We start from the raw sequence: 17,080 nt of genomic DNA, 5'->3' as shown, positions 1-17,080 counted from the left end.
CCTACCCCCATAGTCTACCTCCTGAGGCTATAAGCCCTGGGGGACGCAGGGGGGGTCCACACATCTCGATGGGACTTGGTGCTATAGAGAGCCGGTTCCAGCTTGCGCAACTGCGGCAGGCCATTCGCTCCCTTGGGCTGCGCCGTGATGTACTCCAGGAACACGTCGGCATCCAGCGCGCCCACGTCCATTCGCCGCGATGCCGGCACCGCCGCCAGCGTGCCATAGCCGTCGCCGCCGCTGGCGTTGAAGCTCAGCACGAACAGCTTGTAGGTGCGGGTGGCATTGCCCAGATCCAGCGGCGCCCAGGCCCCCGTGACGCTGTCGCGCAGTTCGATGTTGGCGATGCGGCTGCCCTTGGGCCGGGTCGCATCCACGTCCCAGCGCAGCCCGCCGGTGTAGGGATAGGGCCCCGTGGCGCCGGTACCGCCATAGGTCGCCTCGATTCCGTCCTCCAGCAGATTCCTGATTTCCGTCGCGGTCACCTCCAGGCGATACATCGGGTTGCCGAAGGGCACCACCTCGATCGCGCGGCCCGCGGTGATGTCGCCGTGCAAAGGCACCCGCACGCCGCCTCCGCTCTGCAGCGTCAGGTCGGCGCCACCGTAGGCCTGCTGCGCGATTTCCAGGAAGGCCTGCGCCACCAGTTGCTGGATGTCGCCGCCGCGCCGGGTCACGTCGCCCAGCGCGTTGCAGGCCGCGTTGGAGCGGCCGTAGTCGTTCCAGCCGGCGGTCCGCGTGGGCGAGCCGCCCGGGACGCGGCGCGAGCAGAGCTCATCGGGCGCCTGCGCGACGACGGTCTTGTCGAACGCATCCACCCGCAGCTTGAACGGCTGGAGCCGCCGCGCCGCCGCGGAGTCGGGTGCCACGACCGCCAGGAAACCGCTGGCCCGCACGTCGGCCAGGATCGCCTCCCGGTCCGGCGCCCCCACCGCCGCGCCGCCGATGGTGAAATCGTCGCCGATCAGGACATGGGGCGTGCCTTCGCACCTGCTGACCTCGCCGCGGGCATCGAACTCCACGTTCAACTCCCCCACCACCCGGCCATACTCCCAGGCCTGGACCAGGCACACCGGCTTGCCCAGCTTGTCGGTCGTACGCGTGGGATAGGGGCCAGCGGGCGTCGCGCCCATCGCGTACGTGCCAGCCATCGAATCGGGGCCCAGCAGGCTATGCGAATCCCCGCCCACCAGCACGTCCACGCCATCGAGCCGGGCGACGATCTGCTTGTCGTAGCCATAGCCCGTGTGACTGAGCAGGATGATCTTGTCGATGCCCTGCCCGCGCAGCGCATCGATCTCGCGCTGGGCTGCCACCGCCTCGTCCTCGAACACCGTCCCCCTGTCCGGCCGGGAAGAAGCCTGGGTCTTGGCGGCGATCGTCAGGCCGACGATGCCTATCCGCTGGCTGTCGCGCACGATGACCGTGGACGGCGACACCACGTCCGGCGCGCGCGAGGGATGCAGCGCCGAAGCGGCGGCGAAGCGGACGTTGGCGCTCAGCACAGGCGTCTTGCAGTGGCCCGCGTGCAGCAGGTCGATGAAGCGCTTCAGGCTGCTGTCGCCCTTGTCGAACTCGTGATTGCCGAGCGCGAACGCATCGAAGCACACCGTGTTCATCATGGCGGCATCGGGTTCGCTCATCTCGCCTGCGCGGGTGAAATAGGGCGTGCCGGTCAGGGCGTCGCCCGCGTGCAGCTTCAACACATGAGGCGACCGCGCGGCCAGTTCGTCGATCGCCGCCTTGACCCGGGGAAAACCGCCGGCCGATACCGCCACGGCCTGGCGCGACCCGTCGGCCGTCTTCAACCGCAGGGTGGCCCGCGTGGCATCCAGGTGCGAATGGTGATCGTTGATGTGCAGGATGGTCAGAGCCAACGGCCGCGGCGCCGAACCGGCGGGAGCGGGAGCCTTGCCGCCCATCGGCGCACATCCCGCCGCCAGCAGCAGCGCTGCCAGTCCGAGCCAGGGGATGGGCGATCTGTCATGAAACGGTCGTGGAGCTTGCATGAAACCCATCCCTCGGCGGTTGATCGCCATCGTAGCCGCATTCGCGGCCACGGTGCGCCTAGAACAGGCCGAGCAATGCCGCCAACCCCAGACAGGCGAAGATCAGCGCCGCGATGCCGTGCACCAATCGCACGGGCAGCCGATGGGCCAGCTTGTCGCCCAGCAGCACGGCCGGCACGTTGGCGATCAACATGCCCAGGGTGGTGCCGGCCACCACGGCGTAGTAGGCCTGGAACTGCGCGACCAGCGCAACGGTCGCGACCTGCGTCTTGTCGCCCATTTCCGCCAGGAAGAACGCCACCACCGTGGTGCCGAACACGCCCAGCCTGAGCTTGCCGGTCTCGGCTTCATCGAGCTTGTCGGGAACGAGCATCCAGGCCGCCATGGCGATGAAGGACACGCCCAGTATCCAGCGCAGCGCGTCGGGGCCGATGACCTGCGTCAGCCATGCGCCGACGGCGCCGGCCAGGGCGTGATTGACGATGGTCGCGGTGAAGATGCCCAGGATGATGGGCCAGGGCCGCCGCCAGCGGGCAGCCAGGAACAGGGCGAGCAGTTGGGTCTTGTCGCCGATCTCGGCCAGGGCCACGATGCCGGTCGAGACGAGGAAGGCTTCCATGTTTGATACGCGCTCCGGGCCGGACGGTTGACCGAATGATCGTGCAACAGCCCCGGCCCACCGGAAGCTGCACGATCAAAGGTCTTGCCAAGTCCTGGACCGCCTGCGCCATGCCCGTAGGCAAGTGTGTTGACGCAGGCCCTTGCACCCGAAGGCAAGGAGGCTACTCCCCAATGACGGGCGCAAGTATAGCGCAACTGGCCCGCCGCGCGCCGTACGCCGCATAATATGCGCTGCTTCAAGATGGAATGCCCGAATGAAGAACCGCTCCTCCGACCAGGACGGCCGGAGCCCGGCCGGCTCGCTGGCGCAGGCCACCGGCGCCTGTCTCGCCGCCGCGGCGCTGCTCTCGCCGGTCGCCCACGCCCAGGAAGACCCGCTTCCCATTCCCGTCGGCTTCGTCCACCTGACCGACGTCGCCCAGACCGTGCGGCTGGACATCCGCTATCACGGCAGCGCCAATTTCATGGGCCGGCCGGCGGCGGGCTACGACGCCCCCACCTGCATCCTGACCGAGCCCGCCGCGCGGCGCCTGCTGGCCGTGCAGCGCGAGGTCCGGCCCCAGGGCCTGACGCTCAAGATCTTCGATTGCTACCGGCCCCAGCGCGCGGTGACCGATTTCGTGGCCTGGACGCGCGACACCGCCGACCAGAAGACCAAGGCCGAATACTTCCCCGGCGTGGACAAGGCCGCGCTGCTCGAACTGGGCTATATCGCCGAGCGGTCCGGCCACAGCCGGGGCAGCACGGTAGACCTGACGCTGGCGGCGCTGGAGCCTGAAACCGCCCCGGCCCTGCCCATCCGCGGGCCGCTGCTGGCCGGCGGCGAGGTCGACATGGGAACTCCCTTCGACCTTTTTGATGTAAAGTCGCATACAGACAATCCTGATTTACCCGAGGCTGTCCGACACAATCGCCGGTTCCTCAAGGAACTCATGGCCAGGCACGGTTTTCGCAACCTGCCCGAAGAGTGGTGGCACTACACTCTGGACGAAGAACCGTATCCGGACACCTATTTCAATTTCCCCGTACGCTGACCCGCGCGCCGCGCGCACGGCGCACGCACAACAAGAAGATGCATCCCCTGGACGGACTCACCCCGCCGCGCAAGTACTGGGCCCTGGCAGCCACGATGCTGGCGATGGCGATGACCGTCCTGGAAACCACCATCACCAACGTCGCGCTGCCGTCCATCGCGCGGGACCTGGGCGTGTCCCCGGCGCAGGCCGTCTGGATCGTCAACACCTACCAGCTCGCGATCGTCGTCGCCCTGCTGCCCTTCTCGTCGCTGGGCGAGATCCTGGGCTACCGGCGGGTGTTCGGCATGGGCCTGACGGCTTTCACGATCGCCTCGGCGGGCTGCGCGATGTCGCAGTCGTTCACGATGCTCATTTCCTTCCGCGTGTTCCAGGGCCTGGGCGCGGCGGCCGTCATGAGCGTCACGCCGGCGCTGCTGCGCTTCATCTATTCGCAGAAACAGTTCGGCCGGGCCATCGGCTATAACGCGCTGGTCGTCGCGACCTCGTCCGCCGCCGGACCGATGATAGGTTCGCTGATCCTGTCGGTCGCCTCGTGGCCCTGGCTGTTCGCGGTCAACCTTCCCATCGGCCTGTTCATCCTGTCCATCGGCAGCCGCATGCTGCCCGAGACCGAACTCGCCAAGCGCCCTTTCGATGCGCTCAGCGCCACGCTTAGCGGCCTGACCTTCGGCCTGATCGTGGTGGGCGTGGACCGGCTGCTGCACGACTTCAAGACGGCGCTCGCGCTGCTGGCCTGCGGCGCGATCAGCGGACTGGCGCTGGTCCGGCGCGAACTGACCCAGGCGACGCCGCTGCTGCCACTCGACCTGCTGCGCATCCGCCCGTTCGCGTTCTCGGTCTGCGCCTCGGTCTGCGCGTTCTCGGGCCAGACCATCTCCTACATCTCGCTACCCTTCTACTTCCAGCAGACCCTGGGCCGCAGCCAGCTGGAAATGGGCATGATGATGGTGCCCTGGCCGCTGGCGGTGGCCATCGCGGCGCCCTTGGCCGGGCGCCTGTCGGAATCCGTCGCGCCCTCGATCCTGTGCTCGATAGGCGCCGGCCTGGTTGCCGGCGGACTCGTCATCATCTCGCTGCTGCCCGCCGGCACGCCCAACGGCTGGATCATGGCCTGCATGGTGGTCTGCGGCACGGGCTTCGGCATGTTCCAGACGCCCAACAACCGCGTCATGCTGACCGCGGCGCCGCGCCATCGCAGCGGCGGCGCCGGCGGACTGCAGGCCACCGCGCGCCAGTTCGGCATGGCCCTGGGCGCGGCGCTGGTGGCGCTGGCCTTCACCGCAGCGTCCTCGCATGGCCCCACCACCGGCCTCGTGCTGGCCGCCGTGTTCCTGGCCGCGGCCTCCGCGGTCAGCGCGGCCCGGCCCGGCACGCAGCTGTCAGGGTAGTTCGAGTTCAGCCAGCAGCGGCGCGTGGTCGGACAGGCGCGTCCAGGGCCGGCCGTACAGCACGCTGGCCTGCCTGACCGAAAAACCTCGCTGGTAGATCCGGTCCAGCCTCAGCCACGGAAAGATGGCGGGGAAGGTGCGGGGCGGGCGCGGCGCCATCAACTCGTTGCCCAGGCCCAGCTTGGGCGGCCCCTGGAACCCTGCCCGCAGCCGCCAGGGCGAGGCCTCTCCGCCCCGCAGCACGCGGCCCAGCATGCGGACCGAATCGCGCAGGCGCGGAAGCTCCACGTTATTGCCCCGTGGCGCGGTCGCGAATACCTCGTGCAGGCCCAGGCGTTCGACCAGGATGTCCGACAACACGTTGGTCCAGTCGTTGAAGTCGCCCGCGATCAGGATGGGGGCCGAAGCCGGCACGACCTCTTCGATGCGCGACACCAGCGCCCCGACTTGGCGCGAGCGGCTGCCCGCGAACAGCCCGAGATGGACCACGAAGCAATGCACCTCGTGTCCGCCTATGCCCACGCGCGCGTGCAGCAGGCCGCGCTGCTCCATGCGGTGATCGGAGATGTCCTGGTTCTGGTGCGACAGGATGGGAAAGCGTGACAGCAGCGCATTGCCGTGGTCGGTGTGCCGGTAGACGGCGTTGCGCCCGTAGGCGGCCTCCAGCCGCAGCGCCGCGGCCAGCATCTCGTGCTGCTCGTGCAAGGTACCGGACCTGTCGTTGCGGCCCTGGACTTCCTGGAGAAAAGCCAGATCCGCGCGCAACCCGTGCAGGCCAAGGCGCAGTTCCTGCACGGACTCGCGCTTGCCCAGGGCGGACATGCCCTTGTGAATGTTGTAGCTGACGATACGAACGACAGACATCGTGAGCATCAAGGGGTGACAAGGGATTCATTCTAGTGGATTCGCTGCGCTATCATGAATCGGCAGTTCCCCCGTTCCGGAGCGGCCGGCCGCCATGCGTGGCCACCGCGCTCCGGCATCCCCTTTTTCGCATCCAGATCCGGGAATCTTCATGAGCACCTACAAGATCGGCGTGATCATCGGCAGTCTCCGCAAGGAATCGTTCAACCGCCAGCTGGCAAAAGCGGTGACGAAGCTGTTGCCGTCACACTTCCAGACCGAGGAAATCGCCATCGGCGATCTGCCCCTGTACAACCAGGATCTCGATACCGCCCTGCCGGCGTCCGTCGTCACGTTCAAGCAGCAGGTGGAATCCGCGGACGGCCTGCTGTTCTTCACGCCGGAATACAACCGGTCGTACTCCGGCGTGCTCAAGAACGCGCTGGACTGGGGCTCGCGCCCCTGGGGCAAGAGTTCGTGGCCGGGCACGCCCGCCGGCATCATGGGCGCCTCGCCCGGCCAGGTCGGCACCGCGCTGGCTCAGGAACACCTGCGCATGGTGCTGTCGGCGCTGGATGTGCCCGTGCTGCCTCAGCCCAGCATCTTCGTGCAGTACACGGGTGGGCTGGTGGACGCCGAGGGCAAGATCACCAACGAAGCCAGCGCCAAGTTCATCCAGGGCTTCGTGGATCGCTACGTGGCCTGGGTGGAGAAGTTTCCCGCCCCTACGCGCTGAGGGGCGCCCCCTCGAGGAGGCGGCACTGGCGGACCGGAAGGGAAGCCCACCCCGTACACCCTTCGGGCGCCCCCTCGAGGGGGCGACGCTGGCGGACCGGCAAAGCCGGATCCGCGGCGTCCTGCTAACGACAGGGGGGTCAGCGGTTGGGCATGAGGGCGGCGACGGCTACGCCCAGCCAGCCTACGATCATGGCGCCGCCGCCGAAGGGGGCGGTGCCGCCCAGCAGTTTCATGCCGGCCAGCTGGCGCAGGGCCAGGTCGACAGAGAACAGCAGCGTGCCGGCGATGATGAGGGCTGCGGCGCCGATCAGGGCGGTGCGGCCGCGCTGGACGTGGGGCACCACGGCGGCCAGGCCGGTGATGGCGGCGGCATGGAGCAGCAGGAACAGCGCGGCGGTGGACAGGATGCCACCGCCCGCCAGGTGCGTGGCCATGGCGGCCAGCATGACGCCGGCGGCGCCCATCGGTGCGGCACACCCCAGCAAGACTCGAGAAGATAACAACATGCAGCGCTTCCTTGAAAAATGCCCCCACGCTTGCCGCTTCGCGGCGGCGCTGCCCCCCCAAGGGGGCGTTTTTCATCCAGGGGCGGCCCGGCGACGAAAAACCGGTCGGGCCTGGGTCGCGCCGCCTGCCGGCTACTTCGCGAACACCTGGCCGAGATCGCCAAATGCCTTGAATTCGAGCGCGTTGCCCGAAGGATCCAAAAAGAACATAGTAGCCTGTTCACCCACCTCGCCCTTGAAACGGACATGGGGTTCGATCACGAACCGGGTGCCGGCCTGGCGCAGCTTCTCGGCCAGGGCCTCCCATTCGTCCATGGGCAGGATGGCGCCGAAGTGGCGCACGGGAACGTCGTCGCCGTCGACCGCGCTGGTATGGCGCGTGCCCGCTTCACCGGGCGACAGATGGGCCACGATCTGGTGGCCATGGAAGTTGAAGTCGACCCAGGCGTCGGAACTGCGGCCCTCGGGACAGCCGAGCAGGTCGCCATAGAAGGCCCGCGCCTGCGCCAGATCGTCGACGGGGAAAGCCAGGTGGAAAAGGGGGATGCCAGCCATGAGGAACTCCGGTGCAGGCCCGCCATCCGGGCCCGGGCTATGATTGTATTGAACGAAACTTCCCATACGAAACGAAAATTTCCCGGCCTTGATATCGATTTTTTCTATTAGTTCCGCGCCGCCCCCATGGTGATCCGCTACCTGCAAACCTTCTTGGCCGCCGCCCGCGACTCGTCCTTTTCGGCCGCCGGTGCGCGCCTGGGGCTGACCCAGTCGGCCGTCAGCACCCAGATCAAGCGCTTGGAGGAAGACCTGGGCTGCCTGCTGTTCGAGCGGGCGGGCAAGTCGGTCCGCCTGAGCGAGCGCGGACGCCAGCTGCTGCCCGAGGCCGAGCACATCGTGCAGCGCTACCAGGCCATGCGCGGCGCCAGCCGGCAGCCGGCGCCAGTGGCGATCATGGTGGGCGCGATCTCCACGGCGCAGACCGGGCTGCTGCCCGGTGCGCTGCGGCGCTTCCGGCAGACCCTGCCCGCCGTGCACGTCAACGTGGTGCCGGGCATGTCCTCGCAACTCCTGGCGCAGGTGGACGAGCAGGCACTGGACCTGGCCGTGCTGATCAAGCCCAACCTGAACCTGCCGCGCCACCTGAAGTGGACGACGCTGATGCGCGAGCGCTACGTCGGCATCGCCCCTCGCGGGACCCGGGGCGACTGGCAGGCGGTGGCGGCGGCGCTGCCGTTCATCCGCTACAACCGCAAGTCGCATGGCGGGCATCTGGTGGACCAGTTCCTGCGCCGCCTCTCGAGCGGCGTGGACGAGTTCATGGAACTGGACGAACCGGCCGTCATCCTGCGCATGGTCCGCGAGGGGCTGGGCTGTGCCGTCATCCCCGGCACGCTGGTGGACGCGGCCGCCGACCGGCGGGTGCGCATCATCGAGCTGCCCGGTCCGCCCTTCTTCCGCGAGATCGGCGTGGTCGCGCATCCACGCGACGCCAACGAAGCCGTGCTGGCAGCACTGATCGAGAACATGCGGGAACAGGCGGTCGAGCTGGAAACGCGGGCCTGACGCGGCGCCTTGTTCGCCCCACGGACGCCATGCTACGGTTTTCGTACGCCCCCCGTTTCCCCGCTCCAGGAGACCGTTCATGACACGCACCTCCATCATGCCCTGCCTGGTCTATCGCGACGCCCCCGCCGCCATCGACTGGCTCTGCCAGGCCTTCGGCTTCGCCCAGCACCTGGTGGTGCCGGGCGATGGCAATACGATCGCGCACGCGCAACTCACCCTGGGAGACGGCATGATCATGCTGGGCTCCGGGACGAGCGAACTCATGCGCCAGCTGACCGCCCTGCCAGCCGACATCGGCGGCCGGCAGACCCAGACGCCCTACGTCGTCGTCGCCGATCCCGAGGCGCACTATGCCACCGCCATCAAGGCCGGCGCCCGCATCGTTCGCCCGATCCAGGAGGAGGACTACGGCGGCAAGGGCTATACGCTCGCGGATCCCGAAGGCTACGTCTGGCACTTCGGCAGCTACGACCCGTGGCAGGACTCGGAGCTGAATCCTCCGTAGCCCTTCGGTTTCAGCCCGCCACGCGGCGCGACAGGAACACCGCCAGCGCGGGCGCCACGGCAAAGGCGCCGAACAGCCACAGCGCGGCGCCCTGGGCGCCGGCCAGGCCGCCCGGGTCGGCCAGCCCGGCCGCGTTCGCCACCATGCCCGCCAGCGCCGAGGCCAGCGACATCGCATACAACTGCACCGTCGTGATCGATGCCGACGCCAGGGTTTCCTCGCCGGGCGGCGCCGCGACGAACAACCTGGTCAGCAGATGCGGCCATCCCACGCCTATGCCCAGGCCCACGCCCGCCAGCGCCAGGCAGTACAGCATCAGGCCCGGCACGCTTTCCAGCCATCCGGCGCGCGGCGTCAGGACCGCCAGCGCCACCAGTGCCGCCAGGCTGATCCACGGCCCCGCGCGCACCATCCGGTCGGCCGCGGCGCCATGCCGGCCGGCGCTGCCCACCGAACCCAGCGTCCAGCCGCCGGCCATGACGGCGGTCAGGTAGCCGGCGGCAAGCGGCGTCATGCCGTGGATGACCTGCAGGAAATACGGTACGAAGATCTCGGTCGTGATGCCGACCACCAGCAGGCTCATCAACGCGTACAGCACGCCCAGGCGGGCCGACAACGAGTACGCGCCCGTCGGCAGCAGCCGCGCGGCGGCGCGCCGGTCGATCGCCGCGATGCCTGCGGCCAGGAGGCAGCCCACCGCGACTCCGGCCAGGTTCCATAGCGCGCTCGACGTCAGGCTGCCCAGGGACACGGCCAGCACCGACACGACCAGGAGGCCTATCGTCGCGTAAGGCGGACGCATGCCGGTATCGCCCGTGGACCGCGTCCGGCCCGGCAGTTGGACGGACACGATGGCGGCCAGCACGGCGGCCACCGGAATCAGCGACCAGAAGGCCCAGCGCCAATGCCCTTCCCCGGCGAACAGCCCGCCCACCGCGGGGCCGCACAGCGTCGCCACGCCCCACATGCCCGACACCAGCCCCATCGCCCGGGGCCACAGCCGCGCCTCGAATACCTGGCGGATCAGCGCGTAGCTCAGCGCGAGCAGCACGCCGCCACCGAAGCCCTGCACGGTTCTCGCGGCCAGCAGGCTGGGCATGGAAGGGGCCAGCGCGCACCACGACGATCCCACCGCGAAGGCCGCCAGCGCCAGCAGGTAGGCACCGCGGGGCCCCAGCAGTTCCAGCAGGCGGGCCGACAGCGCCGATCCGACGATGGACGCGACGACGAACAGCGAGGTGTTCCAGGCGTAGTACTCCAGCCCGCCTATGTCGGCGATCATGCTGGGCAGGATGGTGGTCACGACGTAGACGTTGATGGCATGCAGCGCGACGCCGCCCGCCAGCGCGATGGACCGCAGCGCGTTGCGGCCGTGGAGCAGCTCGCCCCAGGAAGCGTCGGGCAAGGTCGATGCACTCATGATTTTTCTCCGGCCGCGCCCACGCCCCAGCCCAGGGCCTTGTACAAGGCCACCGCGTTCACGTAGGAAGCGGTCTCCGCTTCGGTGGCCTCCTGGCTGATCTGGTAGTAACTGCGCTGGTTCTCCAGCACGGCCAGGTATGGCCCCGCGCCGGCCCGGTAGCGCCGCGTGGCGATCTCCAGTCCCGAGCGCGCGTGCGCCGCGGACCGCGCCAGCGCCGCCAGGCGCTCCTGCTGGTGGGCCAGCCGCGTCAACGCCCCCTCGACCTCTTCCTGCGCCAGCAGCAGCGTCTGCTCGTAGCGGGCCTGCGCGCCGATCGACTGCGCCTGCGCGGCGCGCAGCCGCGCGCGGGCGCTGCCCAGCCGGAACGCCGGCCAGTCGACGGTGGGCGCGACCTCGAACGCCCGCGCGGCGCCGCCGAGGTCGCCGCCGCGCAGCGCGAAGAAGCCGATGAAGCCGCCCAGGCTCACGCGCGGATAGAGATCGGCGGTGGCCGCGCCCTCGTTTTCGGTGCTGGCGGCAAGCAGCCTTTCGGCGCGCACCACGTCGGGCCGGTTGCGGATCAGCGCGTCAACGTCACCCAGCGGCAGGCGGCCCACCAGCGGGGCCTGCCCGCCGGCATCGGCCGGTACGGCCGTCTCGCCCGGCCGCCGGCCCAGCAGCACATCCAGCCGATAGCGGGCCTCTTGGCTGGCCGCCCACAGCGGCGCGATGGCCGCCTCGCTGCGGGCCAGGTTCGCGCGCGCGTTCTCCAGGTCCTCCCGCAGTCCGCTGCCGGCGCGGACGCTGGCGTCCACCAGCCGCACCGTCTGGCGCCAGCTCTCGGCCTGGGCCCGCGCCACGTCCAGGCGTCGCTGCAAGCCCCGGTACTCGTAGTGATAGCGGGCGACGTCGGCGGCGATGGCCAGCCGCACGCGATCCAGGTCGGCCCGCGCCGCCTCGGCCTGGGCCTGGGCCGAGGCGGCCAGATGGGCCAGGCGGCCGAACAGGTCGATCTCCCACTGTGCGTCGAACCCCGCGCGGAAACTCTCGAAGGGCTTGCGCGCCGGGTCCCCCGTGGCCATGGCCTGCTGCTGGACGCCGCGGCGCCCGGCGGCCTGCGCGGTCACGGCGGGATAGCGATCCAGCTCGCGTTCGTCGTACATCGCCCGCGCGCCCTGCAGGCTGGCGTAGGCCTGGCGGACATCGTGGTTGTGTTCCAGCGCGGCGCCGATCAGGCGCTCCAGCGCGGGATCGTCAAAGAACGACCACCAGGGCGCCGTGGAGGATTCGGCGGCGAACCGGGCCTGCTCGGGGCTGGCCAGGGTGATCGTGGCGACCGGCGGCGCCTCGTAGCGGGGCCCGACGGCGCATCCGGCGATCAGTGCCGCCATCGCCAGCATGGCGGGCATGACAGGTTGCTTGTACATGCGATGCTCCTCAGTGCGCCTGCGGCGCGGCGGCACCGGCCTCGGCCAGTTCGCGCCGGCGCGCCGCGCCGGTGGCGTGGTCGCGGGCCAGCAGCGAATAGACGGTGGGCAGCACGAACAGGGTGAACAGCGTGCCCACCACCATGCCGCAGACGATGACGATGCCCAGGCCGAAGCGGCTCTGCGCGCCCGCGCCCGAGGCCCCCAGCAGCGGCAGCAGCCCGAACACCATGGCGGCCGTGGTCATCAGGATGGGCCGCAGGCGGATCTGCGCGGCGCGCAGCACCGCCTCGATGGGCGTGAGCCCTTCGGCGGCGCGCAATTCGTTGGCGAACTCCACCATCAGGATGCCGTGCTTGCTGATCAGGCCGATCAGCGTCACCAACCCGATCTGCGTATAGATGTTCAGTGTGGCCCCGCCCAGCGCGAGCGGCACCAGCGCGCCGCAGATGGACAGCGGCACGGTGATCAGGATGACCAGCGGATCGACCAGGCTCTCGTACTGGGCCGCCAGCACCAGGTAGATGACGACCAGCGCGGCGACGAAGGCCAGCGCCAGCGCATTGCCCTCCTGCTTGTACTGGCGGGCATCCGATTGCCAGTCGTGGCTGAAATCGGCAGGCAGGCTCGCCGCCACCGACTCCAGGAACGCCACCGCATCGCCCAGCGTCACGCCGGGCGCGGGAATGGCCTGGAAGGTGGCCGAGTTCTGCTGGTCGAACTGCGTCAGCTTGTTGGGTTCGACCTGCACCGACACCGCGACCACCGACGACAGCGGCACGAGGTCGCCGTCGGCGGTGCGCACGTACTGGAGCGCCAACACCTCGGGCGTGAGCCGCCGCTCGCGCGTGCTTTGCGGGATCACGTCGTACGAGCGGCCGTCCAGGCCGAAACGGTTGATGTAATTCTCGCCCACCAGCACCGCCAGCGATTCGCCGATGTCGCGCATGCCTATGCCCAGGCTGTTCGCCTTGGCTCGATCCACCTTCACCTGCACGACGGGATTGTTGTAGTCGAGGTCGCTGTCCACCACCACGAACAGGCCGCTCTGCCGGGCACGCTGCTTGATGTCCTCCATGACGTCGAACAGGGTGCGATAGTCCAGCGAGCTGCGCAGCACCATCTGCACCGGCAGCCCGCCGGTGGATCCCGGCAGCGCGGGCAGCTGGAACGCGAAGATGCTGCTGCCCTCGACGTCGTTCACGGCCGCCTGCAGGGCCGACTGGACTTCGGCGCCCGAGCGGTCGCGCTCGTCCCACGCGGACAGGTCGATGCCGCCTATGCTGGAGGCCAGCCCGTCGCTGCCGTTGATGATCCAGCGCCCCGTGGTCTCGGGCAGGCTCTTGTAGACGTCGTCCAGCTTGCGCGAGAAGTGCTCGACGTAGTCGAGGTTGGCGTACTGCGGCGACTTGACGGCGGTCAGCACGCTGGCCTGGTCCTCCACCGGCGCCAGCTCACGCTGGGGCATCGAGTACAGCACCGGCAGGCTCACGCAGACCGCCAGCGCCAGCGTGCCCGTCACCCAGCGGTGCCGCAGCGAACGTTGCAGCAGCGAGGCGTAGCCGCGCGTCAGGCCGCCGAAGAAACGCTCGGCCAGCCGCGCCATGCGCCCCTCGTTCTGCTGCGCGGGCAGCAGGAAGGAACTCATCACCGGAGACAGCGTCAACGCGATCACGCCGGACACCACCACCGAACCCGCCAGGGTGAACGCGAATTCCTTGAACAGGGCGCCGGTCAACCCGCCCATCAGGCCGATGGGCGCGTACACGGCCGCCAGGGTCAAGGTCATGGCGATGACCGGGCCCGCCACCTCGCGCGCGCCGATCAAGGCGGCCGCGGCGGGCGAGCGCCCTTCCTCGATGTGGCGGTGAACGTTCTCGACCACCACGATGGCATCGTCCACCACCAGCCCGATGGCCAGCACCATGGCAAGCAGCGTCAGCAGGTTCACGCTGAACCCGAACGCCAGCATCAGCGCCGCCGCGCCCAGCATGGACAGCGGGATGGTGGCGATCGGCACCAGCACCGTGCGCAGCGAACCCAGGCACAGGAAGATCACGGCCACCACGATGACCAGCGCCTCGATCAGCGTGTGCACGACCTCGTCGATGGAGGCCTTGATGAAGCGCGAGGTCTCGAACGCCAGCCTGGCGTGCACGCCAGGCGGCAGGGTCTTGTCGATCTCGGCCAACTGCTTGCGTATGCCATCCACGATCACCAGCGGATTGCCGGACGGCGTCGAGGCCAGGCCCACGAAGATCGCCGGCGTGCCGTCCATGGTGGCGCTGCTCTCGGTCGAGGCCGCGCCCAGTTCCACCGTGCCGACGTCGCGCAGCCGCACCAGCCCGTTGGCGTCGCTGTGGACCACCATGTCGCGGAATTCCTCGACACTGATGAGATCGGTATCAACACGCACGTTGGCGATCACGTACATGCCCTTCACCTTGCCCGGCGCCGCCTGGTAGTTGTTGCGCCGCACGGCCTCGGCCACGTCGGCCGCGGTCAGCCCCCGCCCGGCCAGCCGGTCGGGATCCAGCCACAGCCGCATCGCCAGCCGCTGGCCGCCGTAGACCGAGACCTTGGCGACGCCCTCGATGCCGGAGAACTTCGGCTCCACCACCCGGCGCACATAGTCGCTCAGGGCCGGCATCGACAGCGTGTCGCTGGCGAAGCCGACATAGGCGACGTCGGTGGACTCGCCGGCGGATCGTTCGATCACCGGATCGTAGGCCTGCTCGGGCAGCCGGTAGCGCACCTGATTGACCTTGGCCATGACCTCGGCCAGGGCCTGCGTGGAGTCGCGGTTCAACTCCATGCGCACCGTCACGATGCTGCGGCCCTGTACCGAGGACGAGGACAGATAGTCGATGCCTTCCACCGAGGACACGGCCTGGGCGATGGGCTGCGTGACGAAGCCCTGCATCAGCTCGGCGGAGGCGCCGGGATACTCGGTCGTGATGGTGACGGTGGAACTTTCCAGCAGCGGATACTGGCGGATGGGCAGCCGGCTCAGGGACAGCAGGCCCAGCAGCAGGATGAGCGCGCTGACCACCAGGGCCAGGACCGGGCGGCGGACGAAGACGTCGGTGAATGTCATGGCGGCACCCGGGTCAGATGCCGGAGACGCGCGTGGGCGCGGCGTCGCGCAGCGTATCGCCCGCGCTCAGCTCCACCGGCATGCCGTCGTTCAGCTTGAGCTGGCCCGAGGTGACCACACGGTCGTTCTCGCGCAGGCCTTCTTCGATTTCCACCAGGCCTTCGTGGCGCGTACCGACCTTGACCGCCACCCGCTTGGCCACCAACCCCTTGCCCGGCGCGTCCTGCACGACGAACACCGTATCGCCATAGGCGGTATACGTGACCGCGGTCTCGGGCACCGCCAGCACCGAGGCCGGGCCGTCCTGGCGCTCGACCCTGACGCTGGCGTACATGCCCGCTTTCAGCGCGCCTTCCGGATTGGCCAGGCTGGCCTGGACCCGCACGGTGCGCGAACGCGAGATCATGGGATCGATCGCGTTGATCGTGGCCCGAAAGCGCCTGCCCGGATAGGCGTCCACCCGCACGTCCACGGGCTGGCCGGCGCGCAGCCGCGGAACGGCCTGTTCGTCCAGCGAGAAATTGGCCCGCAGCGACGCGGCATCGACCAGCGACGCGATGGGGTCGGCGGCGTTCAGGTACTGCCCGGCGTGGACGCGGCGCAGGCCGAGCACGCCATCGAAAGGCGCGCGGACCGTTTTCTGCGCGATCAGGGCCTGGACCCGCTGTAGTTCCCCCTGCGCCATGTCCCGCGCGGCGCGGGCGTTGTCGAGCTGTTCGCGCGTGGCGGCATCCTCGTCCAGCAGCCGGGCCACGCGGGTGTGCTGGAGTTCGGCATTGCGCAGCTGCGCCTCCAGGCGCCGCGCCTCGGCCTGTTCGGGCGCGTCATTCAATTGCACCAGTACCTGCCCGGCCTTGACGCGCTGGCCCGACTCGAACGCGATGCGCGTGATGCGCCCGCCCACCTCGGTGGCCAGGAGCACCTGGCGTACCGCCTCCAGTTCGCCGACGCCCACGTAGACCTGGGGCAGCCGGGCGCGCTGCACGCTGGCGACCGCCACCTTGGGCGCGGGATAGGAGGCGGCGGGGGGAGCGTCGTCGCCGCCCGATGCGGCGACGCGCACGCCGGCCAGGACGACGGCGGCCAGTATCGCCGTGCCCACCAGGATTTTCTTGCGCATGATGCGGACCTTGAAGGAGGATGGGGCCCGTTCGGCTCCGGTCGGAGGACCGGGAAAGGCCAACGGAAACCCCGGGTTCCTCGACAACGGGACCGGCAGGGCCTATTATCAAAGAAATTTCTTGCATATTAGAGACCGTCTTTTATTTAAGCAAGAAAAACCTTGGATAATTGAATGGTATTCCCTACCGCCGATCGCATCCTGTTCTTCATCAAGACCCATGGGCCGGTCTCCACCGCCACCCTCGCCCGCAAGCTGGAGCTGACCTCCGAGGCCGCGCGCCAGCAGGTGCAGAAGCTGGTGGCGGCGGGCCTGGTCGAAGGCCGCCAGCAACCCGCGGCGGGCGCCGGCCGGCCCCGCCAGGACTGGGTCCTGACCGAGGCGGGCAATCGTCGTTTTCCCGACACGCACGCCCAGTTGACGACGCAGCTGATCGATTCGATCCGGCAGTTGTTCGGCGAGGAAGGCCTGGACCGCCTGATCGCCAAGCGCGAGGCCGAGGCCCGCGTCGCCTATGCGGCGGCCTGCGATGGCGAGGGCCTGGAGGAACGCCTGCGCCAGTTGGCGCAGGTCCGCTCCAACGAGGGCTACATGGCGCGGGTGGAGCGCGACGGCGCCGACTGGCTGCTGGTGGAAGACCACTGTCCGATCTGCGCAGCGGCACAGGCTTGCCAGGGCTTCTGCCGCTCGGAACTGCAGTTGTTCCAGGAGATCGCGGGTCAGGACACGCAGGTGGCGCGCGAGCAGCACCTGCTGGCGGGAGGCGGCCGCTGCGTGTACCGCATCCACAAGGTGTAGGAGCGGCGCGCCACTACGCCACT

The 17,080-nt window shown here is 69.2% G+C and carries 15 protein-coding genes and 1 riboswitch; of the genes, 6 read left to right on the top strand and 9 right to left on the bottom strand.

Annotated features, from left to right (window positions below; translation table 11 throughout):
* Nucleotides 1-14 precede the first annotated feature (14 nt).
* Nucleotides 15-2,009 carry a bifunctional metallophosphatase/5'-nucleotidase gene (locus WKR98_RS09370; protein WP_445936078.1) on the bottom strand — a complete coding sequence of 665 codons (1,995 nt, stop codon included), beginning with the start codon at nucleotides 2,007-2,009 and terminating at the stop codon, nucleotides 15-17.
* A 58-nt stretch (nucleotides 2,010-2,067) separates the two neighbouring features.
* Nucleotides 2,068-2,628, bottom strand: coding sequence for a TMEM165/GDT1 family protein (locus WKR98_RS09365; protein WP_124687850.1), 561 nt, complete (start codon nucleotides 2,626-2,628; stop codon nucleotides 2,068-2,070).
* A 17-nt stretch (nucleotides 2,629-2,645) separates the two neighbouring features.
* Nucleotides 2,646-2,812: riboswitch (yybP-ykoY riboswitch) on the bottom strand.
* A gap of 72 nt (nucleotides 2,813-2,884) precedes the next feature.
* On the opposite strand from WKR98_RS09365, the gene WKR98_RS09360 reads away from it, so the two are divergent.
* Nucleotides 2,885-3,664, top strand: coding sequence for a M15 family metallopeptidase (locus WKR98_RS09360; protein WP_341432715.1), 780 nt, complete (start codon nucleotides 2,885-2,887; stop codon nucleotides 3,662-3,664).
* A 38-nt stretch (nucleotides 3,665-3,702) separates the two neighbouring features.
* Nucleotides 3,703-5,055: an MFS transporter gene (locus tag WKR98_RS09355; protein ID WP_341432714.1), complete on the top strand. Its 1,353-nt coding sequence runs from the start codon at nucleotides 3,703-3,705 to the stop codon at nucleotides 5,053-5,055.
* Here WKR98_RS09355 and WKR98_RS09350 read toward each other — a convergent pair.
* A complete protein-coding gene (locus tag WKR98_RS09350) occupies nucleotides 5,047-5,919 on the bottom strand; it encodes an endonuclease/exonuclease/phosphatase family protein (protein ID WP_124687847.1) in 873 nt (290 codons plus the stop codon). The two genes, WKR98_RS09355 and WKR98_RS09350, sit on opposite strands and share 9 nt — an antisense overlap.
* A 151-nt stretch (nucleotides 5,920-6,070) precedes the next feature.
* Between WKR98_RS09350 and WKR98_RS09345 the strand changes: the two genes are divergently transcribed.
* Nucleotides 6,071-6,634 carry an NADPH-dependent FMN reductase gene (locus WKR98_RS09345; RefSeq protein ID WP_341432713.1) on the top strand — a complete coding sequence of 188 codons (564 nt, stop codon included), beginning with the start codon at nucleotides 6,071-6,073 and terminating at the stop codon, nucleotides 6,632-6,634.
* 139 nt (nucleotides 6,635-6,773) lie between these two features.
* Here the strand turns inward: WKR98_RS09345 and WKR98_RS09340 are convergent, their stop codons facing one another.
* Together WKR98_RS09340 and WKR98_RS09335 are read right to left on the bottom strand one after the other, a co-directional pair.
* A complete protein-coding gene (locus tag WKR98_RS09340) occupies nucleotides 6,774-7,142 on the bottom strand; it encodes a DUF423 domain-containing protein (RefSeq protein WP_124687845.1) in 369 nt (122 codons plus the stop codon).
* A 132-nt stretch (nucleotides 7,143-7,274) separates the two neighbouring features.
* Entirely contained in the window at nucleotides 7,275-7,697 is a 423-nt protein-coding gene (locus WKR98_RS09335; RefSeq protein ID WP_124687844.1) for a VOC family protein, read from the bottom strand.
* A gap of 126 nt (nucleotides 7,698-7,823) precedes the next feature.
* On the opposite strand from WKR98_RS09335, the gene WKR98_RS09330 reads away from it, so the two are divergent.
* Both WKR98_RS09330 and WKR98_RS09325 read left to right on the top strand, forming a co-directional pair.
* Nucleotides 7,824-8,705 (top strand): LysR family transcriptional regulator, encoded by an 882-nt coding sequence (locus WKR98_RS09330; protein ID WP_341432712.1) that lies wholly within the window; start codon nucleotides 7,824-7,826, stop codon nucleotides 8,703-8,705.
* Between the two features lie 79 nt (nucleotides 8,706-8,784).
* Nucleotides 8,785-9,213: a VOC family protein gene (locus WKR98_RS09325; RefSeq protein WP_124687843.1), complete on the top strand. Its 429-nt coding sequence runs from the start codon at nucleotides 8,785-8,787 to the stop codon at nucleotides 9,211-9,213.
* 10 nt (nucleotides 9,214-9,223) lie between these two features.
* On the opposite strand, the gene WKR98_RS09320 is transcribed toward WKR98_RS09325, so the two are convergent.
* Genes WKR98_RS09320 through WKR98_RS09305 form a run of 4 tightly spaced genes read right to left on the bottom strand, consistent with a single transcriptional unit; the run spans nucleotide 9,224 to nucleotide 16,259 of the window.
* Nucleotides 9,224-10,633 (bottom strand): MFS transporter, encoded by a 1,410-nt coding sequence (locus WKR98_RS09320; protein ID WP_341432711.1) that lies wholly within the window; start codon nucleotides 10,631-10,633, stop codon nucleotides 9,224-9,226.
* On the bottom strand, nucleotides 10,630-12,042 hold the full coding sequence (locus WKR98_RS09315; RefSeq protein ID WP_341432710.1) for an efflux transporter outer membrane subunit: 1,413 nt from the start codon (nucleotides 12,040-12,042) through the stop codon (nucleotides 10,630-10,632). The genes WKR98_RS09320 and WKR98_RS09315 overlap by 4 nt, the downstream gene beginning before the upstream one ends.
* Before the next feature lie 10 nt (nucleotides 12,043-12,052).
* Nucleotides 12,053-15,139 carry a MexW/MexI family multidrug efflux RND transporter permease subunit gene (locus tag WKR98_RS09310; RefSeq protein WP_124687840.1) on the bottom strand — a complete coding sequence of 1,029 codons (3,087 nt, stop codon included), beginning with the start codon at nucleotides 15,137-15,139 and terminating at the stop codon, nucleotides 12,053-12,055.
* 13 nt (nucleotides 15,140-15,152) lie between these two features.
* On the bottom strand, nucleotides 15,153-16,259 hold the full coding sequence (locus WKR98_RS09305) for an efflux RND transporter periplasmic adaptor subunit (protein ID WP_124687839.1): 1,107 nt from the start codon (nucleotides 16,257-16,259) through the stop codon (nucleotides 15,153-15,155).
* 174 nt (nucleotides 16,260-16,433) lie between these two features.
* On the opposite strand from WKR98_RS09305, the gene WKR98_RS09300 reads away from it, so the two are divergent.
* Nucleotides 16,434-17,057 carry a helix-turn-helix transcriptional regulator gene (locus tag WKR98_RS09300; RefSeq protein WP_124687838.1) on the top strand — a complete coding sequence of 208 codons (624 nt, stop codon included), beginning with the start codon at nucleotides 16,434-16,436 and terminating at the stop codon, nucleotides 17,055-17,057.
* Nucleotides 17,058-17,080: the final 23 nt, after the last annotated feature.

The sequence above is a fragment of the Pigmentiphaga sp. YJ18 genome (assembly GCF_038066655.1).
Lineage (GTDB): Bacteria > Pseudomonadota > Gammaproteobacteria > Burkholderiales > Burkholderiaceae_B > Pigmentiphaga.
The sequence above is the reverse complement of the archived record's forward strand: the minus strand, read 5'-3'. Positions and strand labels throughout refer to the sequence as shown.

Coding starts and splice junctions, on each gene's coding strand:
- WKR98_RS09370 (WP_445936078.1), bottom strand. CDS start 2,009: ATGCAAGCTCCACGACCGTTTCATGACAGATCGCCCATCCCCTGGCTC.
- WKR98_RS09365 (WP_124687850.1), bottom strand. CDS start 2,628: ATGGAAGCCTTCCTCGTCTCGACCGGCATCGTGGCCCTGGCCGAGATC.
- WKR98_RS09360 (WP_341432715.1), top strand. CDS start 2,885: ATGAAGAACCGCTCCTCCGACCAGGACGGCCGGAGCCCGGCCGGCTCG.
- WKR98_RS09355 (WP_341432714.1), top strand. CDS start 3,703: ATGCATCCCCTGGACGGACTCACCCCGCCGCGCAAGTACTGGGCCCTG.
- WKR98_RS09350 (WP_124687847.1), bottom strand. CDS start 5,919: ATGTCTGTCGTTCGTATCGTCAGCTACAACATTCACAAGGGCATGTCC.
- WKR98_RS09345 (WP_341432713.1), top strand. CDS start 6,071: ATGAGCACCTACAAGATCGGCGTGATCATCGGCAGTCTCCGCAAGGAA.
- WKR98_RS09340 (WP_124687845.1), bottom strand. CDS start 7,142: ATGTTGTTATCTTCTCGAGTCTTGCTGGGGTGTGCCGCACCGATGGGC.
- WKR98_RS09335 (WP_124687844.1), bottom strand. CDS start 7,697: ATGGCTGGCATCCCCCTTTTCCACCTGGCTTTCCCCGTCGACGATCTG.
- WKR98_RS09330 (WP_341432712.1), top strand. CDS start 7,824: ATGGTGATCCGCTACCTGCAAACCTTCTTGGCCGCCGCCCGCGACTCG.
- WKR98_RS09325 (WP_124687843.1), top strand. CDS start 8,785: ATGACACGCACCTCCATCATGCCCTGCCTGGTCTATCGCGACGCCCCC.
- WKR98_RS09320 (WP_341432711.1), bottom strand. CDS start 10,633: ATGAGTGCATCGACCTTGCCCGACGCTTCCTGGGGCGAGCTGCTCCAC.
- WKR98_RS09315 (WP_341432710.1), bottom strand. CDS start 12,042: ATGTACAAGCAACCTGTCATGCCCGCCATGCTGGCGATGGCGGCACTG.
- WKR98_RS09310 (WP_124687840.1), bottom strand. CDS start 15,139: ATGACATTCACCGACGTCTTCGTCCGCCGCCCGGTCCTGGCCCTGGTG.
- WKR98_RS09305 (WP_124687839.1), bottom strand. CDS start 16,259: ATGCGCAAGAAAATCCTGGTGGGCACGGCGATACTGGCCGCCGTCGTC.
- WKR98_RS09300 (WP_124687838.1), top strand. CDS start 16,434: ATGGTATTCCCTACCGCCGATCGCATCCTGTTCTTCATCAAGACCCAT.